General features: G+C 36.0%; 19 protein-coding genes and 1 tRNA gene. 14 read left to right on the forward strand and 6 right to left on the reverse strand.

Features of this window, described 5'->3' with window-relative positions:
- Positions 1–9: 9 nt before the first annotated feature.
- Positions 10–83, forward strand: a tRNA-Pro gene (locus GM552_RS03815).
- Positions 84–89: 6 nt separating this feature from the next.
- On the opposite strand, the gene GM552_RS03820 is transcribed toward GM552_RS03815, so the two are convergent.
- Both GM552_RS03820 and GM552_RS03825 read right to left on the reverse strand, forming a co-directional pair.
- Entirely contained in the window at positions 90–1,196 is a 1,107-nt protein-coding gene (locus GM552_RS03820) for an AI-2E family transporter (RefSeq protein ID WP_198184922.1), read from the reverse strand.
- 22 nt (positions 1,197–1,218) lie between these two features.
- The gene (locus GM552_RS03825; protein ID WP_155565342.1) at positions 1,219–3,312 is read right to left on the reverse strand and encodes a S9 family peptidase; all 2,094 of its coding nucleotides are present in this window, start codon (positions 3,310–3,312) and stop codon (positions 1,219–1,221) included.
- 160 nt (positions 3,313–3,472) lie between these two features.
- On the opposite strand from GM552_RS03825, the gene glf reads away from it, so the two are divergent.
- Positions 3,473–4,627, forward strand: a complete 1,155-nt coding sequence (gene glf, locus GM552_RS03830; protein ID WP_155565343.1) for a UDP-galactopyranose mutase — start codon at positions 3,473–3,475, stop codon at positions 4,625–4,627.
- A gap of 322 nt (positions 4,628–4,949) precedes the next feature.
- Positions 4,950–5,828 (forward strand): formyltetrahydrofolate deformylase, encoded by an 879-nt coding sequence (purU, locus tag GM552_RS03835; protein WP_122123480.1) that lies wholly within the window; start codon positions 4,950–4,952, stop codon positions 5,826–5,828.
- Here purU and GM552_RS03840 read toward each other — a convergent pair whose 3' ends face one another.
- Positions 5,829–6,677, reverse strand: a complete 849-nt coding sequence (locus GM552_RS03840) for an NUDIX hydrolase family protein (protein WP_155565344.1) — start codon at positions 6,675–6,677, stop codon at positions 5,829–5,831.
- Between the two features lie 125 nt (positions 6,678–6,802).
- Between GM552_RS03840 and GM552_RS03845 the strand changes: the two genes are divergently transcribed.
- The 4 genes from GM552_RS03845 (at position 6,803) to GM552_RS03860 (ending at position 12,104) form a co-directional block, all read left to right on the forward strand.
- The gene (locus tag GM552_RS03845; RefSeq protein ID WP_155565345.1) at positions 6,803–8,626 is read left to right on the forward strand and encodes an ABC transporter ATP-binding protein/permease; all 1,824 of its coding nucleotides are present in this window, start codon (positions 6,803–6,805) and stop codon (positions 8,624–8,626) included.
- A gap of 149 nt (positions 8,627–8,775) precedes the next feature.
- On the forward strand, positions 8,776–9,078 hold the full coding sequence (gene rpmB / locus GM552_RS03850; protein ID WP_110438924.1) for a 50S ribosomal protein L28: 303 nt from the start codon (positions 8,776–8,778) through the stop codon (positions 9,076–9,078).
- Between the two features lie 156 nt (positions 9,079–9,234).
- Entirely contained in the window at positions 9,235–11,322 is a 2,088-nt protein-coding gene (gene fusA, locus GM552_RS03855) for an elongation factor G (RefSeq protein WP_122124265.1), read from the forward strand.
- A gap of 173 nt (positions 11,323–11,495) precedes the next feature.
- Positions 11,496–12,104 carry a GNAT family N-acetyltransferase gene (locus tag GM552_RS03860; protein WP_196424493.1) on the forward strand — a complete coding sequence of 203 codons (609 nt, stop codon included), beginning with the start codon at positions 11,496–11,498 and terminating at the stop codon, positions 12,102–12,104.
- A 99-nt stretch (positions 12,105–12,203) separates the two neighbouring features.
- Here GM552_RS03860 and GM552_RS03865 read toward each other — a convergent pair whose 3' ends face one another.
- Complete coding sequence (locus GM552_RS03865; RefSeq protein ID WP_155565347.1) at positions 12,204–12,470, reverse strand: GlsB/YeaQ/YmgE family stress response membrane protein; 267 nt, start codon at positions 12,468–12,470, stop codon at positions 12,204–12,206.
- Positions 12,471–12,554: 84 nt separating this feature from the next.
- Positions 12,555–15,380, reverse strand: coding sequence for a phosphoenolpyruvate carboxylase (locus tag GM552_RS03870; protein WP_155565348.1), 2,826 nt, complete (start codon positions 15,378–15,380; stop codon positions 12,555–12,557).
- Between the two features lie 126 nt (positions 15,381–15,506).
- Between GM552_RS03870 and GM552_RS03875 the strand changes: the two genes are divergently transcribed.
- The 7 genes from GM552_RS03875 (at position 15,507) to GM552_RS03905 (ending at position 22,621) form a co-directional block, all read left to right on the forward strand.
- Complete coding sequence (locus GM552_RS03875) at positions 15,507–16,790, forward strand: DUF445 domain-containing protein (RefSeq protein ID WP_196424846.1); 1,284 nt, start codon at positions 15,507–15,509, stop codon at positions 16,788–16,790.
- A gap of 98 nt (positions 16,791–16,888) precedes the next feature.
- Positions 16,889–17,311 (forward strand): Rrf2 family transcriptional regulator, encoded by a 423-nt coding sequence (locus GM552_RS03880; RefSeq protein ID WP_110438929.1) that lies wholly within the window; start codon positions 16,889–16,891, stop codon positions 17,309–17,311.
- A gap of 38 nt (positions 17,312–17,349) precedes the next feature.
- Positions 17,350–18,837, forward strand: a complete 1,488-nt coding sequence (gene sufB, locus GM552_RS03885; RefSeq protein WP_155565350.1) for a Fe-S cluster assembly protein SufB — start codon at positions 17,350–17,352, stop codon at positions 18,835–18,837.
- A gap of 8 nt (positions 18,838–18,845) precedes the next feature.
- A complete protein-coding gene (gene sufC / locus GM552_RS03890; RefSeq protein ID WP_122123487.1) occupies positions 18,846–19,628 on the forward strand; it encodes a Fe-S cluster assembly ATPase SufC in 783 nt (260 codons plus the stop codon).
- Complete coding sequence (gene sufD / locus GM552_RS03895; protein WP_155565351.1) at positions 19,621–20,877, forward strand: Fe-S cluster assembly protein SufD; 1,257 nt, start codon at positions 19,621–19,623, stop codon at positions 20,875–20,877. The genes sufC and sufD overlap by 8 nt, the downstream gene beginning before the upstream one ends.
- Before the next feature lie 12 nt (positions 20,878–20,889).
- A complete protein-coding gene (locus GM552_RS03900) occupies positions 20,890–22,137 on the forward strand; it encodes an aminotransferase class V-fold PLP-dependent enzyme (protein WP_155565352.1) in 1,248 nt (415 codons plus the stop codon).
- 43 nt (positions 22,138–22,180) lie between these two features.
- On the forward strand, positions 22,181–22,621 hold the full coding sequence (locus GM552_RS03905; RefSeq protein WP_155565353.1) for an SUF system Fe-S cluster assembly protein: 441 nt from the start codon (positions 22,181–22,183) through the stop codon (positions 22,619–22,621).
- Between the two features lie 66 nt (positions 22,622–22,687).
- Here the strand turns inward: GM552_RS03905 and GM552_RS03910 are convergent, their stop codons facing one another.
- A complete protein-coding gene (locus GM552_RS03910; RefSeq protein ID WP_196424847.1) occupies positions 22,688–24,103 on the reverse strand; it encodes a DEAD/DEAH box helicase in 1,416 nt (471 codons plus the stop codon).
- Between the last annotated feature and the right edge of the window lie 737 nt (positions 24,104–24,840).

Genomic DNA, 24,840 nt, shown 5'->3' on the forward strand with positions numbered 1-24,840 from the left:
TAGATTTGACGGGCAGTAGCGCAGTCTGGTAGCGCATCAGTCTGGGGGACTGGGGGTCGTGGGTTCGAATCCCGCCTGCCCGATATTCGTTAATATTTTCTTTTTTCAGCTGTCCAATTATTCCATAACATAATTATGGCGGCCATTATCGCTGGACCGATAAATAAACCAATCATTCCCCAAGATTCCAGCCCTCCCAAAATACCGATTAATACCCATATAAATGGTAATTTTGTTGAGCCACCAATCAAAGCTGGTCTGATAAAATGATCTGCAATAAAAATAATGATGCAGCCAACAATCAGTATAGTTAAAGCGATCAAATAGGAAACTTGAAAAAAAGCGATAAACGCAACTATACCAATGGCAATCAGGGGGCAAAAGGGGATCATTGCAGCCAAGGCTGTCAATATGCCCAACAATGCCGCATGCGGTATATGCAGAAAATAGTATAGGGTTCCGAGAATGATACCCTGTCCTAGCCCGACCAGAACTAGTCCCGAAACTGTTCCATGAACTGATGAGATCATTTGTTGAGCAATTGTTTCCCCTTGTTTGCCAAACAATCGTCTCGAACCTGATTTGCATTGATGAATAATTGATTCTCCATCTTTAAAAATAAAAAATAAGGTTAAAATTGAAAAGAAAAACAGTAAACCTCTATGAAGGATTTGTGATCCTATTTTTTGTGTAACATATACTCCATGACTTAGATGCAAATTGGAAATTAGTGTCGAGGCAGAAGATGGATCTTCAAGGTTTTCTTTCCACCAGTGAATGATATTATTGTTTATAACTGGGATTTTATTAAGCCACTCGGGTGGTGGTAAACCCTCACGACTAATTTTTATGACCCAACTTATGCCTGTTTGCAAATCTTTTGTCGCCTCAAGTGCTATAAAACCCAGGGGAAGAAGAAAAACCAGGGTAATAAAACAGGAAAAAATAAAGGGTAGTATAAAATTAAATCGTTCATAGGGCCATTTTTGCTTGACAGTTTTGTAAAATGGCCAGCATGCTATGGCAAAGATAATTCCCCAAATCAGGGAAAACAAAAAGGCTTTGATGGTATATAGACCAAATAGTATCAATACGATACTTAAACAACTGTGAGCGATAGTTTGATTATGGATTTGCTCTGCCAGTGACAATTGGCGCGAAATTTTTCTATTGATTATATGATCATCTTGGGACACGTTAATTATTCCCCAATATCCGTTATAATTCTTTTTTGATAATGGAAATGGCGAAGGCCTGAATGAAGGCGGCCTCTTTTAAGGCTGTATATCGACCTGCAGCTCCCCCGTGCCCTGAATCCATATTTATTTTCAAAAGCAAGGGATTGGACGATATATTGTGATCTCTTAGTTTTGCAATCCATTTTGATGGTTCCCAATAGGTAACACGGGGATCAGTCAGGCCTCCCATTGCAAGTATGGCAGGATAGTCTTGTTCTTTTATATTATCATAAGGTGAATAACTGGCTATATATTGATATGCTTTTGAATCTTTGAGAGGATTGCCCCATTCTGGCCATTCTGGAGGTGTGAGTGGTAAAGTAATGTCTGACATTGTGTTTAATATGTCTACAAAAGGAACAACGGCAATGATTGCCGCAAAAAGATCAGGGCGTTCATTGGCTATATATCCCATTACCATACCGCCTGCTGATCTTCCGTCAGCAACGATTTTTTTTGGCTGTGTATAATTTTGTTCAACAAGATAATCGGCACAGCAAATAAAATCGGTAAAAGTGTTTATTTTGTTGAAGCGACGCCCCTCCATAAACCAATTCCAACCTTTTTCTGATCCGCCACGAATATGGGCTATGGCATAAATCCACCCTTGTTCGATATAATTCAGTGCTGTTATGGAAAAAACAGGGTCAATGGCATATCCGTATGATCCGTAACCATAAAGAAGGGTTGGGTTTTTACCGTTTAATTCAATATCTTTACGATAGGTCAAGGTCATGGGAATTTTTTCACCGTCGTTTGCAATAGCCCATATCCTTTTTGATTCGTAAAGGCTTGAATTATAACCGCAAGGAATTTTCTGCTGTTTAATGATTTCTTTTTTACCAGTTGGAATATGAAAACGATTCCAGCAACGTGGAGTTGTAGGGGACTGATAACTGTATCGTAACCATTCTGTATCATATTCAAGCGTTTCATCCAGGGAAAGAAGGTATGCATCTTCATCACCTGAGATAATTTCATTTTCATCGTTTGTATTGGTGATGATTATTTTTGCATTAACCTCATGACGTTCCAATCTTATAAAATAATTTTTAAACGCCTTGAATTCCATTAGGTAAATATCAGGATTATGATTAATCCAATTTTGCCAATTTTTTCTTTCTATTTTATCCTGTATAAAATTATTCGGTATGGGCAATCGCATGAGTTTAAAATTGTATGCATTATCTTCATTTGTATAGATTATAAAATGATTGTTCCAATCTGTTATTTTGTAAAAAACACCTGTTCGTCTTTTTTTAAAACATATTGCTGCATGTGTGGGGTGTTGTCCCGATATGATCCAGACCTCGCTGGTATCATGATTATTGGCTGTTATATAAATCCATTGGTTGGAAAGACTACGCTCAATATTAATAAAAAAGCCTGAATTTTTCTCTTTATAAACTAGAGTATCTTGAGAAGTGGCTATATGATGTCTGTAAATTGCAGTAGGTCTGCCTTGATCATCGCGATAGACCCAAAATATATACTGACTGCATGGTGAAAAACAGTAAGATCCAGAACAGGGTGAAATGGATTGTGGTAATATATCACCTGTCTCCAGATTTTTAATTTTTAAATGCCAAATTTCTGAGCCTTGGGTATCTTCAATATAGGCAAAGTATTTATGGTTGGGGCTGTGTGAAACCGAGCCTATTTTATAATAGTCAATAGTACTTGCCTGAATATTTGGATCAATAAGCAATTGTTCTTCAAAATCATGAATTGATTTTCGATAAAAACACTTATGCTCTTTTCCCTCTTCAAATCGTGAATAATATATCCAGCTACCGTCAGGAAGTTCAGGGCTGCTTTCTTTATCAGCCAATTTTGATTTCAAGGAAAGAAAAAGTTTGTTTTGTAACGGTTTAGTCTGCTGCATTATTTTATTAGCATAATTATTTTCCTGTTCAAGATATTGTTTTATCTCTTTTTTTAGTTTTGAAGGATTGGACAAGACTTCCTGCCAATTATCATCTTTTAACCAGGCATAAGGATCAGTTCTTGTAAATCCCAGTTGTTTTATGATTTTCTCTTTTTTAGGTGCTTTTGGCGGAAGAATTGATGACATAAGCTAGAACATTTCCTCTTTTTCAAATAATTTGCATAAGAGTTAAGACTATCATATTTTATCTGGATTAATGAAAAAATTAATTATTAGAAAATTGATAATTTCAGATTGATAATGTAAATTCTGTATATTTTGATAAATAGTTTTGAAGGTGGTATGAATGTCAGAAAAAAGAGTTTTAATTGTTGGTGCCGGTTTTTCCGGTGCTGTGATTGGCCGTATTCTTGCAGAAAATGACTGGAATGTGCATATTATTGATGAACGATCCCATACTGCTGGAAACTCATACTCTAAACGGGACAAAGATACAGGAGTCATGGTACATATTTACGGTCCCCATATATTTCATACAGATAATGAAGACGTATGGAATTTTGTAAATAAATATTCAGAAATGATGCCCTATGTCAATCGTGTGAAGACCACAGTTAAGGGACAGGTTTTTTCATTACCGATTAATCTGCACACGATTAACCAATTTTTCCAGAAAGCATTATCTCCTGATCAAGCAAAAGAACTTATTGCCGAAAAAGGTGATAAGTCAATTAAAGAGCCTGAGACATTTGAAGAACAGGCTTTGAAATTTGTTGGTAAGGAATTATATGAGGCTTTTTTCAAGGGTTATACCCTTAAGCAATGGGGACTGCATCCCTCTGAATTGCCAGCATCTATCTTAAAGCGTTTACCTGTTCGTTTCAATTATGACGATAATTATTTCAGTCACAAATTTCAGGGAATGCCAAAAAGGGGCTATACAGATTTGGTCGATAATATTCTTGATCATCCTGGAATTAAAATTTCTTTGAATACAGTTTTTGATAAGGAAAAAGCAAAAAATTATAAACATGTATTTTATAGTGGTCCATTGGATGGTTATTTTCATCATCAATATGGTCGTTTAGCATACCGCACCCTGGATTTCGAAAGATTCACATATCAGGGTGATTTCCAGGGAACTGCTGTAATGAATTATGGAGAGGAAAGCGTTCCATATACCCGTATAACAGAGCATAAATATTTTGCTCCTTGGGAAAGTCATGAAGGCTCGGTTTGTTATAGAGAGTATAGCCGTTTATGTACAGAAAAAGATTTGCCTTACTATCCAATACGTCTTGTAGGTGAAATGAATCAGTTGGATCAATATATAGAATTGGCCGAAAAGGAACCTGATATTACATTTGTTGGACGACTGGGAACCTATCGTTATCTTGATATGGATGTAACCATTGCAGAAGCAATGAAAACAGCAAGATTATTTTTGAAATCCATTGAAAATAATGAAAAAATGCCAGTATTTACAGTCAGTATGAAGTAATTCATATTCATATTGCCTAAATCTATCTAAAAAATAATCGCTATTTCAATGTTAAATCGACTTGCTTTAATTTTAGCGATTATAAATTATTCTAATCAAAAATATTTATAGTAAATGGCAATAGTTTATCAAATTTTTTATAATAATTCGTAATTTACCTTATCTTTCGTTATTTATAAAATTTACGTAAAATTGTCTAGATTTATAATTTTTTAGAATTTAAAAAATTTTGAAGAATTCGTAACAGCTTTTGTTTGATTTTTTAAAGTGCTCTATATAGGTTCTTTTGAAGACATACATTAACTATATAGTTTTAAAATCGATGAGTGATTCAATAAAATCAAAACAAAATCAATATGTTTTAACACTTTCTTGCCCTGATAAACCAGGTATTGTTTCCGCAATTTCCACAGGATTATTTGAAGCTCAAGCCAATATTGTTGAGTCGCAGCAGCATGATGCTCTTTCGGGTTATTTTTTTATGCGTGTTGTGTTCACCCTAGAGAGCAATAAAAAAAATTATCAATGGTTATATTCCAGATTGGAGGCTATTGCTGCCCAATTTAAAATGACATGGTTCTTGCATGATCGGGAACGTAAAAAACGTGTGTTGTTGATGGTATCAAGATTTGATCATTGTCTGGTTGATCTTTTATATCGATGGAGAATAGGGGAACTGGCAATAGAACCCAGTGCAATTGTTGCAAATTATCCATATGAAGATTATGGTCATATTGATATGCAAGATGTACCATTTTATTATCTTCCTATTCTTAAGGATACCAAAAGGGAACAAGAAACGAAATTGTGGGATATTATTAAGGAAACCCGGACAGAGCTTGTTGTTCTTGCGCGCTATATGCAAATTCTGTCTCCTGAAATGGTAAAAAAATTGGCGGGTCAATGTATAAATATACATCATTCCTTTTTACCCGGCTTTAAGGGTGCAAAAGCCTATCATCAGGCTTATGAACGAGGGGTTAAATTGATTGGTGCAACAGCACATTATGTAACCGAGGATCTTGATGAAGGTCCAATTATAGAACAGGACGTTGAACGGGTCAGTCACAATGACACCCCTCATGACCTTATCCGTAAAGGAAGGGATATTGAAAGACGAGTTCTGGCAAAAGCCGTGCGTTATCATATTGAAGACCGTGTTCTTTTAAATGGTCACAAAACCGTTGTATTTTCGGATTGATCAGGGAAATAATTTCCCTCTCAATCCAGTTTTTATGCGATGGGCATACTGAGAATTCTTTGCGATGATGCCCATGCGAATAAAAAGATCGATTAATACAAGATTGACATTAAATTTGAAATCATCTGTTTCGCACACTTGATGGTAAACATCTTCTAATTTTTTTAATTGGAAAGATTCAACCTCTCCATCATTAGGAACCGGTTGAAACTCTTCCGGCAACCATAGATCATAGCAATACAACACATCTCGCCGTAACCCTTCAGGTCTGATCATGCTATAAGTAATCAGTGATTTATATTCCGCATTTATCATGAGGGCGTTCGGAATGCTTGCTTCTTCACGTGCTTCTTTTTCTAGAGTGTTGTTATGGGTAAATCCTGCTGGTATACCTCCCGCGACGATATGATCCAGTTTTTCAGGATCAAGCCGTTTATACTTTGCCCGTTTCGCGATCCACAAATAAATTTGATTTCTTTTCTTAACCAAACCATTGAGATGAACTCCAGTTCCAATCAGTCCAAGATCAGGAATAACGGCACGATCAATTTTTCCAACCGGTTTAGCATATGGTGAGGGATAGACATCAAAAAGTTCATTCATGGAGCGAACCATATTATTTTCAATTAGTTGATTACCCAGCATCTCGATTGAATATTGTGCTGGTAAAGTACAAATATTATTTTCTTCCATAACAACATGATGTTTTTGGAGAGTATCCATAAATGAAGGTCGAACCCATCCTATGATCTGATTATGCGCCTTGAAAGGTAAAAAATCTTTTTGTAACTTGGCGGTGTTACAATTTTTTATATGACGAAATAAATTTTTAAATTCAATATGTTGCATTAAAAATCTCTTATATTGCTTTAATAGTTTTTTTATTTCAAAGTTATCTATTTTTGTATTTTTTCATTTTTAGGGTAAACACTTCATGTATATTGATAAAACAATTACAATCTTTTGAAAATAACATGTCACGATATTCCAAATTTTCCTATGTCGACAAAGAAAGCACTCGTTCAGGATGGTCAACTTTACTAGAGCTCTTGACCTATTTGTGGCCTCGTCAGCATATGACGTTGAAAATTCGCTTTATCTTTGCGATGTTTTTGATGATTGTTGCCAAAATCATAGCCTTGGGCGTTCCTTATCTTTATAGCAAGATTGTGGATTATTTTTCCCAGAATAATCATGAAATAATTTATGTACCGATTTATCTTATTGTTGGATATGGATTGGTTAGGATTTTTTCCAGCTTATGTTCGGAATTGAAAGACACGGTTTTTGCGCCATTGCGATTTCGGGTGATGCGTATAATAACCCTACAATGCTTCGAGCATGTTCAAAAACTTTCACTAAAATTTCATTTAAATCGACGAACCGGAGCAATTACACGGGCTATTGAGCGAGGTGGTGAGGGAATTGAAACAATTTTGAGAGTGGGTATATTCAGTATCGTTCCAACAGTGATTGAAACCTTGATGGTTCTCGGTGTGATTGCTCATTTGTATAATGGATATTATACACTTGTTGTCTGTCTTGCAATATTAGCCTATTTTTTCTTTACGATTTGGTTTACATCTCGGCGTATCAAGATTCGTCGAAAAATGAATGAAATTAATAATGAAGCCAATAATCGTGCCTTGGACAGTTTGCTGAATTACGAAACTGTTAAATATTTTTGTAATGAAGCCCATGAAATAAGACGATATGATGAAGCATTGGCACATTATGAAAAAGCTTCCATTAAAACACAAATAACGCTCAATATCCTGAATTTTGGTCAATCTTTCATTATAGCCATTGCATTGACATTTATTATGTTAATGGCAGCACGTGACATTGTCAGTTATCATTTTACTGTCGGAAAATTTGTCTTGATTAACACCTATTTGATGCAGCTTTATCAGCCCTTGAATTTTCTTGGCAGTATCTATTCTAATTTGCGAAAATCAATTGTTGATTTGGAAAATATGTTTTCTCTTTTGGCACAGCCAATGGATATCAATAATCAAGAATGCGCCAAATCACTTCCAACTGAATTGGTGAATGCGGGGCCTGCCAAAATTGAATTTAAAGATGTTTTTTTTGGTTATGATCCCTCTCGGGAAATTTTGCATCATGTAAGCTTCCTGGCGGAACCAGCCCAGCAAATTGCCATTGTTGGTCCAACAGGGGCCGGGAAATCAACAATTAGCCGTTTGCTGTTCCGTTTTTATGATGTTACATCCGGTGCTGTATTAATCGATAATGAAGATATACGGTCTTATAAACAGGATGATTTGAGAAAGGCCATTGGAGTTGTACCTCAAGATACGGTTTTGTTTAATGATTCAATCGGTTACAATATTGCTTATGGTAAATTAGGAAGCTTACAAGCAGAAATTGAAAAAGCAGCAAGGCTGGCTCAAATCCATGATTTTATTGTTGGTTTGCCCGAGGGATATAATACTCAGGTGGGAGAAAGAGGGTTAAAACTTTCCGGTGGCGAAAAACAAAGGATAGCTATTGCAAGAACGATATTGAAAAATCCAAGGATTTTAATCCTGGATGAGGCAACAAGCGCGTTGGATAGTCAGACAGAAAAAGAAATACAGCAGGCTCTTTTCCAGGTTTCTCAGGGTAGAACCGTGATTACAATAGCTCATCGTTTATCAACAATTATTCATTCGGACATGATTCTGGTTATGATGGATGGGAAAATATGCGAACAGGGAACTCATGAATTCCTGCTTGCAAAAAATGGTTTTTATGCCAATATGTGGTCTATACAGAGTCAACATTCTGATAAATAGGCTAGAAATAGTGAAAATTTTTAATTTTGAGGTTTAAAATTTGGATTTTTACTTGACTATTTCGTGAATTTTAGTCATAGGGCTAAACTAAGTATTTTTTATTTGCCAAACATTAAGTCTTGGCTTTCACAATCCGAGGATGAAAACAAATGTCTCGCCGTTGCCAAATCACAGGCAAAGGTGTGTTGACAGGAAATAATGTCAGTCACGCCAATAACAAAAACCGTCGCCGTTTCCTGCCTAATCTGCAGGATTATTCCTTAAGGTCCGATATTTTGGGTCAACAAATACATTTACGCGTCACAACGCATGGTCTCCGTACCATTGAACATAATGGCGGTTTAGACAATTTCCTGCTAAATACACCGAATCGTAAGCTTACAGAAGAGGCTTTAGTGATTAAACGCCGTATTCTTCAGGCTCAGGAAAAAAAATCAGCAGTAGCTGCTTAAATTTTTAAAAAATTGATTATCTAGTAATTAAATAACTTCCTTGATTTAATCTTAAGGGAGTTATTTTGAGTTAAAAAAGGAAATTATTCTTTTAATCTTATGATTTGATGAATATATTTTCTGAATATTTTTCTATCGTTTGTGGAGGTTTTACTTTTGTCCGACCATTCTGATCTTTCTAAAATCCGTAATATAGGTATTACCGCGCATATCGATGCGGGTAAAACAACGACAACTGAACGTATTCTATATTATACAGGTGTCTCCCATAAGATTGGTGAGGTCCACGAAGGGAACACCACTACTGACTATATGGCACAGGAACGCGAAAGAGGGATTACCATTACTTCCGCTGCCGTTACCTGTGAATGGAACAAGCATCGTATCAATATTATTGATACTCCGGGCCATATTGACTTTAACATTGAAGTTAACCGTTCATTGCGCGTACTTGATGGTGCGGTTTTCATTATCGAGGGTGTTGCTGGTGTCCAACCTCAGTCTGAAACGAATTGGCGTTTGGCTGACCGTTACAATGTCCCTCGCATTATTTTCATTAACAAGTTGGATCGTACAGGTGCAAATTTTGAATATGCTTTCAGCACTTTAAAAGATAAGCTGGATATTGTCGCTATCCCTCTACAGCTTCCGATTGGTGCGGAAGAAAATTTAAAGGGTGTTATCGACCTTGTTAATATGAATGCCATTGTATGGGAAGGTGATGATCTTGGTGCCAAATACAATATTGTTGAAATCCCTGCTGAATTAAAGGAAAAAGCAGAAGAGGCACGTCAAAATCTTCTGGACACCGTTTTGGCTGTTGATGATGCGGCTATGGAAGAATATTTTGAAAAAGGTGATGTTTCTGTCGAGGTTTTAAAGAAATGTATTAAAAAAGGTACCATTTCTGGAGAGTTTCGTCCGGTTCTTTGCGGTTCTTCTTTCAAGAACAAAGGTGTTCAGCCTTTGTTGGATGCAATTGTTGATTACCTTCCTGCTCCTGACGATGTGGAAGGAATTCGTATTGCACCTCCTGAAGATGAAGAGGTTGATGAAAATAAATTACCAATCATTCCCGTTGATCCAAATGGCAAATTTGCCGGTTTGGCTTTCAAAATCATCAATGATAAATATGGTTCTCTAACTTTTGTACGTGTTTATCGTGGTATCTTACGTTCTGGTGACACGGTTTTGAACACAACCCATGGTCATAAAGAGCGTATTGGACGTATTTTCCAAATGCACGCTGATAAACGTATAGAAATCAAGGAAGTGCATGCTGGTGATATTGCCGCTTTTGTTGGATTGAAGGATACGAAAACAGGGGATACTTTGGCAGATCCGGCAGATCCGGTTGTCTTGGAACGTATGCAATTTCCAGTACCTGTTATCGATATTTCTGTCGAACCAAAAACCAAGGAAGCGGTCGAAAAAATGACCCTTGCGCTTCAGAAATTGGCGGCAGAAGATCCATCTCTACAGTTAAAGACAGATCAGGAAACGGGGCAAACAATTCTTTCAGGTATGGGTGAGTTACATCTTGATATCATCATTGACCGTTTACGTCGTGAATATGGTGTTGATGCGAATATTGGCGCACCACAGGTTGCATATCGTGAAACCATTACTCAGTCTCATACAGAAACCTACACCCATAAAAAACAGTCTGGTGGTGCGGGTCAGTTTGCTGAAGTCAAAATTATTTTCGAACCAACTGAACGAAATGAGGGAATTATATTCGAAAATAAAATTGTTGGTGGTGCGGTTCCCAAGGAATATATCCCAGCTGTTGACAAGGGTATCAGAAACCAGGCATCTACCGGTGTATTAGCGGGATTTCCAACTGTAGACTTTAAATTTACGCTTGTTGATGGTAAATATCATGACGTTGACTCTTCTGCATTGGCGTTCGAGATTGCCGGTAAAGCCTGTTTCCGTGAAGGAATGAAAAAAGCTGGTCCAGTCATTCTTGAACCTATCATGGATGTCGAAATCACCACACCCAATGATCATGTTGGTGATGTTGTTGGTGACTTGAACCGTCGTCGCGGAATGATTCAAAGTCAAGAAACTTCTGGAAGCACTGTCATGGTTCGCGCTTTCGTTCCATTGAAAGAAATGTTTGGCTATATTTCTGATCTTCGTTCAATGACCAAAGGTCGTGCATCCTTTACAATGCAATTCCATCATTATGATCCAGTTCCCCGTAATGTTGCGGATGAAATTATTAGTCAATCTGCCTGATTTTAAATAACAATTTGATACGATTCAAAACAGCCTTTTATATAAAAGGCTGTTTTTTTATGAAATGTATGTAATGAAATAAATATCTTCGGTTTTATTTGTATAATTTAAAAAATTATATCATGATTGATTTCTATCAAATAATTTTTGAAATTTTATGGGAATTTATCAAAGTGAATTTTCTTTCTCTTTTTTCAAATCAAGATATCAAAATTGGTCAAAATGGGATTCGATTAGAACCGTTGACTTATTTTCATACAAAAGGATTGCAGGCGGCAAGTCAAGAAGGTGATTTATGGAAACTTCGTGTTACTGTTATTCCTCATCCTTCTAAAGTTAAAAATTATATTAATGAAGCTTTGGAGGCAAAGGAACGTCAAGAGCGTTACCCTTTTGCCGTTATTGATGAAAATACAGGGAAAGTTTTGGGTACAACTAGCTTTTTTGAAATTGTCCCCGATGTGCGACGTTTGGAAATTGGCTATACATGGTATGCAAAATCATTTCAAAGAACTCATGTAAACACAAATTGTAAATATTTATTGCTAGAATATGCTTTTGAAAAATTGCAAGCCAACACCGTCGTTTTACGAACTGATATTTTTAATTTCAAAAGCCAAAGAGCAATTGAACGACTTGGTGCAAAAAAAGATGGAATTCTACGTGGTCATATTCTTAGACAGGATGGTACTTTGCGCGATACCATTATTTACACCATAATTTCAAGTGAATGGACAAACGTCAAAGTACATATATCCGCTTTGTTAAATAAGTTATATTAATGAATATTCACATATTAGAAGTATTTTAAATCAGATAAAAATAAGTGAGAGGCAATATTGATATGAGAGTTAAATATTGCCTCATGTCAAATAATATTTTTAATAACTGGTATTCCCTTTATGTTCCATAATTCTTTTATAAATAAAAAGAATGATAACAGCTCCTACAATTGAAAATAATATTCCAGCTTTTTCTCCATCACGATAGAAGTGAAGAAGCTCACCTAACCAAGTTGCCAAAGCGGAACCGGCAATTCCTAAAAGAACGGTGATAATAAATCCGCCTGGCTGTTTTCCAGGCATAAGTAATTTTGCAATACCACCAATAATAAACCCAACAATAATAGCGCCAATTAAAGAAAACATAAGTTACTCCCTTGAACAAAACTATCTTGTTGTATAGTGTAAACGATTTTTTACTAAAACAATAGATTTATTATTATCTTTTATTTATCCGAATGCATGTAATCGATGAATGAGAGCGATTGAAATTTCCCTGACCAAATCGAAATTATATTGCATGGGTTTAAATATTTGACGGTCATCCATTGCATATGCACCTTCATTTCTTGGACCTTTTGGTTCATAAAAATATAGATCGGATACATGTTCAGATGCTTGTGGAAAGATATGATTGACGAGCATATGCAAAACCGAGGGTATTTCCAAACACAAGATTTTAATATCCAAATGTTCTCTGTTATAACCGTTAAATGGAGAGAAATATGGAATCTTGGTTGATAACATCCAGATTTTTTCAATTAATGCCAATCGGATAGCATGTAACAGGATTTCCTTATCATCCATGATTGGCGTATTTTTCCAAATTGACAGAAGAATAATATGATCTTTCTGTATGCGATGAAAAGTTGCCTGGGTACTCGACCAGCAATCTAGTCGTTGCAATCCGTTTGCCAGCGCCATATAGGATTCCTGTATCACAGGATTTTTTTCAGTTGCAGCCCGATCTAGCCAGATGCCGGGATCAAGCATATAGATTCCGGCTCTCAAGACAGATGCATCGGAGTGCTTAAGGGCATGAAAGGCAAAATCGAGGGATTGCCTGAACCGTTTGCTGTTTGTCAACATTTCTTCAAATGTATCGGGGTTGGCCGACATTGCGGTCCCCAAACCTTGAAGTACATTAGCACACCAACCCAATTGTTGTAGAATTGCATTGTTAGGAATAGCACGCAATTCCCTAGGATGTTTTATGTAACTTCTTCCCGCTGCTGTATCATTTTGGCGAACTGCCGGTCTTGACCCCGTTTGATCAATGAGGGAGGGACCAAATGTGCTTAACAAGGTTCCATATCCCTTGTCATTAATCAATTCATTCATGGATGCGTTGATTGTTGAAAAAAAATCTGCATTAAAATCTTTTTCATCATAGATGGGATCATGGTCAACCTTATCAAAATCGTAGATATGCTCTGCTATGATACTGATTGTGGCATTGGCCAGCAATTGTGTGCCAAAAAGTAAATATCCGTCTCCACCTTGAAAAGCCGTTTCTTGTCTGCTTCGTATACCAAGTTTATGAAAATATTGCTCAGTAATTTTTGGGGATAGATATTCCAGACGATCTTGCATGCTGAATGGATGACCACCACGACCGATACTTTCGCCATGTGTATCGAATAGAATAAGTTGAATATTTGATAATTGATATTTAGCCAAAAGTTTTGCAATTTTTTTTCGTAATTTTTCAATCTGATATGTGGCTGCAATTTGACCAATAAATCTGCCGGAATCAGAATACCCAAATTGCAGGCATAACTTGCCCGTTTTTTTCAAGTAATTACGCCAATGCGGTGATCGCAGGGCTTGTTCAATAATCTTGTCGCCATGATTGAGGGCATAATCTGTTTCAAATAATGGCGAAATCTCGATATTTTTCTCAATCCCAAATAATCTTGCAAGCCAAAGGGCCATAAGTAATGTAAAACCGCTTTCTGTTTCGGCAATTAAAAAGCGAATAGGGGTTTTGCTATCAATATGTTTGAATATCTGGGTTAACAGCATCATTAATATGCTTGCCGAGGCTTTTTCTGTTAGCAAAGCACCGAAATCCACAGGAACAGGGTCAATTTTATCCAAGGCTGTATTTATCGTATTAAAAAGCGTTCTTGTATGAGAAGGATTTTCAGGATTACTGGTTATTCCCAATCGTTGACGGGCCATATTGTGAATTTGGGTGGAATTAAGTCTAACATGGGAATGTGAAAGACTTAAACCATGAGTGACAAAACCCGCCTTCGCGATCAATAAATCAATAATGAAATTATCATCAACATCGTTTATGGCTTGATCAAAAAGAGGAAGAAGCTGATCGTGTGAAAGAATTGATTCATGACGGTTTTCAATCAATAATCGGGAAAAATTTGAAAACTGATCAGGGTCAGGCTTTAAAGGACAGTTATGAATTTGATCCTTGACATGGTTTAGGGCAATTGCAACAGTATTTTTTAATTGGTCGACACCATTTGGGATGTTGTCTAATTGCTGATATAGACGTTCCAATTGTAGTTTTTTCATCTGTAGGCGTATGAGTAAACTATCCCACCAGCCTATGTCGCTTCGGCCATCCGTATCATATCCTACCCAACTGCTCAGTAAAATTGGACTGGGATTCAGATTGGTCCAATGGTCAGGCCAATATTCCTTCGCTGTCTCAAAAAGTGTATAATTGAACAGATCTAAAGCGTTTCGTCCCCTAATAATAGCATTATTTGCAAGTTGAAGTTCCTCTTTCAAATCAGGGGGGGCAGATCGTCTGTGAGTCGTAAAAAAGGGAATATCTGTGTCATCATCTATAGGATGACTGGCCATATCTGCCAAGGCTGTGTAAACTGGATTTGCAAGGGAAAAGGTTGGATGTGCCGTAAAAATTGCGGCGAATTTGGTAGTTTCAACTAATTTCTTGAAATTTTCAAAACTTGTTTCCTTATTTTTTTCGTTTGCGTAATCGGATTGCTGGATCAATTTTTTTATGACGGTTTCGATACGTTGCCGAATATTATCTTTAGTGGGATTGTAAAGGTATTTTTGCAGATGTTTGGCATGTGACAAAAAAGCGGAATCTCTTAATTTCTGGATTATTTCTTTGAGATTTTCTGTAGTGAGATCATTTGACTCTAATTTTTGGTTAATTTTCTGTGCTAAGGTCAGGACAGGATTTTCTGTTGGTTGGTGATCTTTTTTTGATCTCAATTGATTGGTTAACTGCAGCAGCTCATCAAGTATCTGGGAAGAGGAGTTCGTTGATTCCGTCATGATCCAAAATTATCCATTACTAGTTTCATATAATTAAATCTGTTTTAATATGATTAATTATTATAAAGAGAAATAAAAGGTATAAATTCACGATAACAATAATTACACGAAAAAATGTTGAAGGCGATGAATAAAGTTTCAAGTTCGGATGACCACGTAAAAATAATTTTCCTACGCTATCATCGATTGGCAACTTTTTTGCTGTTAATCATGGGATGTATAACTTTATTAGGCTATTATCTGACGACTTATACAGAAATCAAACATAATTTCTGGGTTGAATTGATTTTGGCTGGTAGCCAGGCTGGATTTATTGGTGGATGTGCTGATTGGTTTGCGGTGACAGCATTATTTCGACATCCCATGGGTTTGCCCATTCCTCATACCGCAATTCTACCAAAACAAAAAAAACGTCTAGGATACGGGTTGGGATGGTTTATAGCTCAGTATATTTTTACTGAAAAAGACATCACACTTATTTTGAAAAAAATGGATCTTCCAAGTTTTTTGGGAAAATATTTGGACAAAACAGAGAATATTGAATATCTGAGCAGTATTTTGTTGAAATCTCTTCCTGATTTTCTTGATCGGATTGAAGATGGTCGGATCAGCAACTTAATAACAAAAATTATAAATCGTCTTTTGAGTGGAGAATCAATCTCACCTTTTATCGGTAGAATCATAAGAACAATGCTTGATATTGATCAGCATCAAGACATAATTTCATTCATTTTGGAAATTCTTAAAAAAACGCTTAAAGAAAAGGAATCAAGTCTCAGGGAAATGATTCATAGTCGAGTGGAAGAACAGGGTGGTCGTTTTCTGGGATGGATGATCGGTGATTCAATTGCGACAAAAGTTTTGGTCGCTGTAAATAAGGAAATGGATCGGATAGATCCACATAATGATGCTGTAAGAGAAAAAATCGGCCAGTGGATAAAGGATGAAATTGATAAAATTGAGAATGACCCTGAACGTATCAAAAATATATCTGAAGCTTTTAGACAAATTGTAAATCATGAAAGTATACAGGAATGGCGTGAAAATCTTTGGAAAAAAATTAGAAAATTTATTCACGATGATGCCAGGAATGAAGATGGATGGTTTAGGAACGTGATTATTGATTCAATTCATTATTTTTCTGAACTGCTACAAAAAGATCCCAAAATCAGAAAAAAAATAAACAAGGCGATATTGAAACTTATTTCAAGATCATTACCAAATTTTAAGGAAGGGTTGATCCGTTTTACTGAAACTGCTGTTTCACAATGGGACAGTCAAGCGTTGGTTGATCGACTTGAATGTCGAATAGGCAAGGATTTGCAATATATACGGATAAATGGTTCTATTGTAGGTTTTTCAATCGGAATAATCTTTTTTTTATTTGTTAAACTGTTTTTTAATCCTTAAACTGTTGTATTATAAAAAATAAAAAAAACTTTTAAATCGATAAAAATGGACTTATATAGTCCTATATAATATGTTTTATTTGATCGAATTGATAAATTATGTTGAAACTATCCAAACTTATTGATTATGCAACGATTATTATCATAAGCCTTGATCAATATAAAACTGTTGTCTCTTCATCCACACTTGCTGCGAGAACACATATTCCTGAACCTACTGTGGCCAAGATACTGAAAATGCTGACCAGGGCTTCCTTGACAAAATCTTCGCGAGGACCGGGAAGTGGATATTATCTATTGAATGAGCTTAGTGAAATTTCTCTTGCTACGGTTGTTAGAATTATTGAGGGACCCATTAAGTTGGTTGATTGTAAAAAGGATGATTGTCGTATTGAGAATGAAGAGTGTATTTTATATGGAAAATGGGAAATATTGAATTATCAAATAAAAAATGTTTTTGAAACTTTAACTTTGGCAGATTTAAAAAAGAGTTCTGCCAGATTTGACTTAAATAAGAATTAACAAATTCAAGAAACGAACATTTAGAAACAGAGCATATTATGAATAAACATGTCCAAGATGAGGCCTTGTTGAAGCAGCTTAAGACAGATACCTACAAGTGGGGGTTCGAAACGGATATTGAAATGGATATCCTACCCAAGGGACTTGATGAAAATGTTATCCGTTCAATTTCTGCTCGCAAGAATGAGCCTGATTGGATGCTGGAATGGCGTTTGAAAGCCTATCGGATGTGGATGACCATGGAGGCTCCAACATGGGGTAAGTTCAAACATCCTGAAATTGATTTCCAGGACTTGCATTATTATGCAGCCCCAAAAAAGAAAAAAGGACCAAAGTCTCTGGACGAGGTTGATCCCGAATTGTTAAAAACATATGCAAAATTGGGTATACCCTTAAGAGAACAGGAAATTTTGGCGGGGGTTGAAAAACCGGAAAATGGAGAGACTGTACCTGTTGCCATTGATGCAGTTTTTGATAGTGTCTCTGTTGCCACGACGTTTAAAGAAACTCTTGCGAAAGCGGGAGTGATTTTTTGTCCAATTTCAGAAGCTATACAATCTTATCCAGATTTGGTTAAAAAATACCTTGGTAGTGTGGTGCCACAGGGAGATAATTTTTATTCAGCCTTGAATTCCGCTGTTTTTACGGATGGTTCATTTGTATATGTTCCGAAAGGTGTGAAATGCCCTATGGAACTTTCAACCTATTTTCGTATAAATGCAAAAAATACCGGACAATTTGAACGTACGCTCATTATTGCTGATGATGCTTCTACCGTATCATATTTGGAGGGATGCACAGCTCCTCAACGGGATGAAAATCAATTGCATGCTGCTGTTGTAGAACTTGTGGCCATGAGTGAGGCTTTTATAAAATATTCCACAGTCCAAAATTGGTATCCGGGTGATAAAAATGGTAAGGGGGGAATTTACAATTTTGTTACCAAGCGTGGTGCTTGCCGTGGTGTACGATCACGTATCTCATGGACACAGGTTGAAACCGGATCGGCAATTACCTGGAAATATCCTTCCTGCATTTTACAAGGGGAAGGATCAATCGGGGAATTTTATTCTGTAGCGGTAACAAATGGATATCAGCAGGCTGATACCGGTACAAAAATGATTCATATAGGAGCTAATTCACGTTCCACCATTTTGGCAAAAACCATTAGTGCAGGAAAATCTGACAGTACATATCGTGGATTGGTTAGAATGATGCCAAAAGCCCGAAACAGTCGCAATTTCACTGAATGTGACAGTTTACTGATCGGAAATAATTGCGGTGCACATACAGTTCCCTATATTGAAAGTAAAAATAGTTCCGCCAAAATTGAACATGAAGCGACAACTTCGAAGATTTCCGAAGAACAGTTATTTTACTGTCAACAGCGTGGATTAACCAAGGAAGCGGCAATCGGATTGATTGTGAACGGGTTTTGTAAAGATGTTTTAAAAGAGCTTCCAATGGAATTCGCTGTAGAAGCGCAACAGCTTTTACAGATAAGTCTTGAAGGAAGTGTGGGTTAGTTTAAACTATGAATATGTTATTAGAAATAAAAAATTTACATGCATCCGTTATTGATGACACTGTTGAAAATGGATCAAAGCAAATTTTAAAAGGTGTCAATTTATCAATTCCCGCTGGTGAAACTCATGTTATTATGGGACCTAACGGTTCTGGTAAGTCAACGCTTTCCTATGTCTTGTCTGGTCATCCCAGTTATAAAGTGACATCTGGTCAGGTATGGTTTAAAGGGGAGAATCTTCTGGAAATGTCTCCTGATGATAGAGCCGTGGCGGGATTGTTTCTTGCCTTTCAGTCTCCCGTGGAGCTGCCTGGGGTCAATAATGCCAATTTTTTACGTACAGCAACCAATTCCGTTCGTAAGGCGCGAGGACAGGAAGAACTTGACGCGGTGTCATTTCTTAAACTGGCCCGTCAGTTGGCAAAAAAGCTTTCATTTCCAACAGACATGCTTAAACGCAATGTAAATGTCGGTTTTTCTGGAGGTGAGAAAAAACGAAATGAGGTTCTGCAAATGTCCTTACTGCAACCATCTTTTGCAATATTGGATGAAACTGACAGTGGGTTAGATATTGACGCGCTGCGTATTGTCGCAGAAGGAGTTAATACTCTTCAATCTCCAGAATTTTCCTCTTTAATTATCACTCATCATCAGCGTTTATTAGATTATATCAAGCCTGATTATATCCATATTTTAGCAAGGGGTCGCATTATCCATACTGGAGGAGCTGATTTATCACTTCAGCTTGAAAAAGAAGGTTACGGACGGTTTTTGGATGAAATTGATGAATAATGTCACCGCGATGAACAAGCGTGAAAATTGGTTGGAAATATTAAATAGGTTGTCTTTATCTGAATATTTACAAGACAAGAGAAATATTGTTGATAAATTGCTGACTCTTCAATTCCCGACACGTAAAACTGAAGCTTGGAAATACAGCGATTTGAAATGGTTGCAAAAAACAGATTTTTCGCGTGATTTTGTCATTGATGAAGCGTTTGTTCATAGGGCCTTAGAAGAAATATTAACCGTAGATTTGCTAAATTTACCTAGAATAATCACCTATAATGGTCAATATCTAGAGACTTTTTCAACAATTAGTCTTCATTCAAACGAATTTTCTTTAAATAAGAATTTCAAAAGTGGTTGGTCAATTCCGAACGATGATTTTTTGACGGCATTGAACAAAGTTGTTGAAAATCCCGTTTTGCAATTTAATTGTAATAAAAATTTCAATGATCAGACAATTTTATGTATTAATCTAGGGAAAGCTGAAACAACTGAAAAACTGTTTTTTTCACCAAAGTATTCATTTTATATTGAGAAAGAAAATAAATGTTCTGTAATTGAAATAAATTATGGAAAAGGTGTTTATTTTGCAAATTCCGTTCATGAAATAGAACTGGGAAGAAAGTCTAAACTAAACTATACCATTATCAACCATACATTATCAGAAAGCTATAATTGTTCTAGTAATTATGTTAAATTGTCTGATCATGCATGTTATCAGCAATTTTTGTTAAATAAAGGTTCCAGATTTTCACGTTATGAACTGAATATTGATTTGGCCGGAGAATGGAGTAAGGCAGATTTTGATGCTGTCCAGATTTTGTCAGGTCAACAGCATGCCGATATTGCATCAAAAGTGGTTCATAGTGTTCCACATTGTCAATCCAATCAGAATGTTAAAAATATCCTATCTGATAACAGTCATGGGGTTTATCAGGGCAAGGTGCTAGTCAATCGTTTAGCCCAGAAAACGGATGCACAGCAGCAAAACCAAGCCCTATTATTGTCAGATAAAGCGGAAATAGATACTAAACCTGAGCTTGAAATCTATGCAGATGATGTTAAATGTTCCCATGGTGCAGCAATAGGGGCATTGGACCAAGAACAATTGTTTTTTTTAATGTCTCGTGGAATTTCTTATGAATTGGCCAGAGAAATGTTGATTAATGCATTTGTTAACGAGTCTATTGAAAAGATCGAAGATACCCTATTGCAGAATTTATTATATTATTACGTAACCGCCTCAACTTGAAAAGTGATTGCGATGTCTAACCCTGTCTATTCTTTTAATATTGAGCAAATTAGAAATGATTTTCCAATTTTAAAACAAAAAATTCACGGTAAAGATTTTGTATTTTTGGATAGTGGCGCATCAGCCCAAAAACCAATACAGGTTATTGAAGCGATGCAAAACGCCGCATATACGCAATATGCAAATGTGCATCGAGGCATTTATGCCATGAGTGAGGCTGTTACAGATCAATATGAATCAGTCCGAAAAAAAATTGCCGGTTTTTTAAATGCATTTACGTCCGATGAAGTGATTTTTACTAAAAATAGTACTGAAGCGATCAATCTTGTAGCTTTTTCCTATGGAGGTCTGATAAAAAAGGGGCAGGGTGTTTTAATAACTGAAATGGAGCATCATGCCAATCTTGTTCCCTGGCAAATGTTGCGTGACAGATTAGGGATCCATTTATACATTGCACCGATATTGGAAAATGGTGATATCGATATATTGGCATTTGAACAAATTTTAATTGAAAATGATATTGCATTGGTTGCTGTAACCCATATGTCCAATGTGTTGGGAACGATTAATCCAATCAAAATGCTGGCTGAGATGGCACACAAGAATGGTGCCAAAATTCTTGTTGATGGCAGTCAAGGAATTGTTCATCAATCGGTTAATGTTCAGGATCTTGATATAGATTTTTACACTTTTACAGGACACAAACTTTACGGTCCTACGGGTATTGGCATTTTATGGGGAAAAAAAGAATGTCTGGATCAAATGCCTCCCTTTATGGGAGGAGGGGACATGATTGAGAATGTGACTTTTGAACGGTCAACCTGGGCAAAAATTCCTACTAAATTTGAAGCCGGTACACAACCCATACTTGAGGTGATCGGTTTGGGGGCTGCAATAGATTATGTTTTATCTATCGGATATGATATTTTAATGCAGCATGATAAAAATCTGGTTGAATATGCGCTGATTAAAATGAGGAATATTCCTGGTTTATCTATATTGGGATCATCATCTGTAAGGGGAGGGGTAATCTCTTTTTCGATAAAGGATATTCATGCTCATGATATTGCAACCCTGTTGGATCAAAATGGTATCGCCATTCGTGCAGGTCAGCATTGTGCTGAACCGTTAGTGAAAAAATTTGGTTATACAAGTGTATCGCGGGTTAGTTTTGCAGTTTATACAACTTTTGATGAGATCGATAAATTTGTGGATGGATTGAATATGATTATTGATTTTTTTCACAGATCTAATCATTGATAAAGATTTTTTACCCATAATTATATGAATGGCAGAGTTTTTTATGGATAATGTTGATCAAAAAAGGTCAGATAATATTGGAAAAGCAGTATCTACATCTGAATCTGATGTTAATCAAGAAAATATCGAGGCTTGGAAACCTGAGGATAATTCAAACCCACAGATTAACAATCCTAAGGAAGAAATTGATGAAAATGCAATTATTGATGCTGTTTCAACAATTTATGATCCAGAAATTCCAGTTAATGTATATGACTTGGGATTAATTTATGCTATCGATTTACATGATGATGGAAAGGTGCAAGTTGAAATGACTTTAACAGCGCCCAATTGCCCAAGTGCGCAAGAATTACCCGTCATGGTTCAGCAAGCTATTGAAAAAGTTAAAGGAGTGACCGAAGTAAAGGTGGAAATTGTCTGGGACCCTCCCTGGGATCCTTCAAGAATGAGCGATGAAGCTCGACTAACCTTGAATATGTTCTGAAATTCATATCGGTTTAAATTTTAACTGAAGATAAATAATAATGTTATTTATCTTCAGTTTCTTTTTTTAAAGCTTACGAAACGGCGATAGCATAAAGGCAGGTACAAATTGTCCAAATCCAATAACAGGTGTATCGTTATCAATTAATGCATGTGTTAGAGGAATACGTGGAGCAACTTCAATCAAATTCTTATTATCCGCCTTTCTAGATTTGGTTTTTTGTTGACGAGAATTTTTATTTTTAACCAATTTCTTATCTGTTGAATTATCTGTTTCTTTAGAGGTATTCATAAAATCGTTAATATCAAGAACGGGAATGGTTTCATTTATAAGTTTTTCGATATTTACAATTAACTCTTTTTCCTCAAGTGTTGCAAGGCTATAAGCATAACCCGTTTTTTCTGCTCTTCCTGTTCTTCCAATGCGATGTACGTAATCTTCGGGTTGAAGAGGTATATCAAAGTTGAAAACGTGCGTTAGATTTTCAACATCTATTCCTCGTGCGGCAATATCAGAACAAACGAGGAACTGAATTTTTCCATTTTTAAAATCTTCCATCGTTTGGGTTCGATGATGTTGTGCGATATCACCATGAAGAGAGGCACTTTTGAAATCATGTTTCTTCAGGGAACGAGTTAAAATGTCAACATCTTTTTTTCTATTACAGAAAATTATTGCATTTTTTACATTTTTCTGCTGTAAAAGAGTGCGTAAAATTTTTCTTTTTTTGTTATCAGGAACGATGATAACTTTCGATTCAATAGTTGAGGCTACTGATGAAGGTGGTGAAATAGATATTTCAATTGGATCTACAAGAAAAGAATTTGTCAATCTTTTGATTTCTGGGGGCATCGTAGCTGACAAAAGCAGGGTTTGTTTTTGTTGGGGTAAATAGGAAACAATTTTTTCAATGTCTGGGATGAAACCCATATCGAGCATACGATCTGCCTCATCAATGACGAGTATCTGAATCTGATTGAGTAAAATTGCTCCCTGATCAAACAAATCAATCAATCGACCCGGTGTTGCAATAATAATATCGGTTCCACGTCGAAGTTTTTCTTTCTGTTCAGACTGACTTTCGCCACCAACGAGTAAACTATGAGAAAATTTTACATATTTATTATATAATTTAAGATTATCTGCAACCTGAAGTGCCAATTCACGAGTGGGTTCTAGAATTAAAGCGCGTGGCATTCTTGCACGTCCCTTGGACTGGGAAAGCATCTCGAGAATTGGTAATGTGAAAGAGACGGTTTTACCGGTACCGGTTCTGGCTATCCCAACGATATCTTTTTTTTGCAAAGCCATGGGAATGACAGCTGCCTGAATTTCCGTAGGCTTGTCAAATCCTATTTTATCAATGGCTGACAAAATTGAGGGAGACAATTTGAGTTGTTCAAAAGTCTCAATTTTTTCAATCGCAAGATTTATAGATGTATTGTTGTCAATTAATTTGTTTTTTTGTATATGAGAAGGCAAAATAAAACTTACCGTTAACACTTAAAAATAATAAAAATAGCTTATTCATTTATATAATAAGAATATTGTAATTAATCAATATACTTATTTTGTTGTAAAATAGAATAACTAATAATAATTTCATTAAAAATTTAATAATAAAATGTCTATTATTCCCAAAAATATAATTAATTTGAAAATATTACAAATTTTATTATAAAGATCAGTCTTAGGTCGTATAGATCGGTTTGCTTTTTGATAGGCTGACGTAAAACTATATAGATGGAAAATTATCATTAGAATAATGGTAATTATGGCGGCATAACCAGACCAGTTTACAGTTTTGTCAAAATAGTGGTGAATAAAAAGAATCAATTGACAAATCAGGATGGCAAAAGCGTTAAAACCATTAAGTTGATAAATTCTTTTCAGGTTTTGCAATAATACGGAAGATTTGAGTGTTTTATCAAGTAATCCCACTGATGATTGAACACTCAGACAATAAAAAAATATACTTCCGATCCATATGGAAAGAGCAATAGAGTTAATCGAAGTGATAATTCCCCAGTAAAAATTCATATGAGCCATACTAATTTCCTAGATATTGTGGTTTCGATAGATTAAATCCGTCTTATCATTGACGTGATGATTGTTAAAATCATTCATGTCAAATAAAGGCAAAAAAAGCAATTTTTCTTTATAGTTTGTCATATTATAATCATTCGTAGTTATAATTATAAGTGATATACTTAATTCAT

Source organism: Commensalibacter sp. ESL0382 (genome assembly GCF_009725775.1).
Taxonomy (GTDB): domain Bacteria; phylum Pseudomonadota; class Alphaproteobacteria; order Acetobacterales; family Acetobacteraceae; genus Commensalibacter; species Commensalibacter melissae.

Coding starts and splice junctions, on each gene's coding strand:
- GM552_RS03900 (WP_155565352.1), top strand. CDS start 20,890: ATGTCTAACCCTGTCTATTCTTTTAATATTGAGCAAATTAGAAATGAT.
- GM552_RS03825 (WP_155565342.1), bottom strand. CDS start 3,312: ATGTCATCAATTCTTCCGCCAAAAGCACCTAAAAAAGAGAAAATCATA.
- purU (WP_122123480.1), top strand. CDS start 4,950: ATGAGTGATTCAATAAAATCAAAACAAAATCAATATGTTTTAACACTT.
- GM552_RS03840 (WP_155565344.1), bottom strand. CDS start 6,677: ATGCAACATATTGAATTTAAAAATTTATTTCGTCATATAAAAAATTGT.
- sufD (WP_155565351.1), top strand. CDS start 19,621: ATGAATAATGTCACCGCGATGAACAAGCGTGAAAATTGGTTGGAAATA.
- GM552_RS03845 (WP_155565345.1), top strand. CDS start 6,803: ATGTCACGATATTCCAAATTTTCCTATGTCGACAAAGAAAGCACTCGT.
- glf (WP_155565343.1), top strand. CDS start 3,473: ATGTCAGAAAAAAGAGTTTTAATTGTTGGTGCCGGTTTTTCCGGTGCT.
- sufC (WP_122123487.1), top strand. CDS start 18,846: ATGAATATGTTATTAGAAATAAAAAATTTACATGCATCCGTTATTGAT.
- GM552_RS03875 (WP_196424846.1), top strand. CDS start 15,507: ATGAATAAAGTTTCAAGTTCGGATGACCACGTAAAAATAATTTTCCTA.
- rpmB (WP_110438924.1), top strand. CDS start 8,776: ATGTCTCGCCGTTGCCAAATCACAGGCAAAGGTGTGTTGACAGGAAAT.
- GM552_RS03880 (WP_110438929.1), top strand. CDS start 16,889: ATGTTGAAACTATCCAAACTTATTGATTATGCAACGATTATTATCATA.
- GM552_RS03870 (WP_155565348.1), bottom strand. CDS start 15,380: ATGACGGAATCAACGAACTCCTCTTCCCAGATACTTGATGAGCTGCTG.
- GM552_RS03865 (WP_155565347.1), bottom strand. CDS start 12,470: ATGTTTTCTTTAATTGGCGCTATTATTGTTGGGTTTATTATTGGTGGT.
- GM552_RS03905 (WP_155565353.1), top strand. CDS start 22,181: ATGGATAATGTTGATCAAAAAAGGTCAGATAATATTGGAAAAGCAGTA.
- sufB (WP_155565350.1), top strand. CDS start 17,350: ATGAATAAACATGTCCAAGATGAGGCCTTGTTGAAGCAGCTTAAGACA.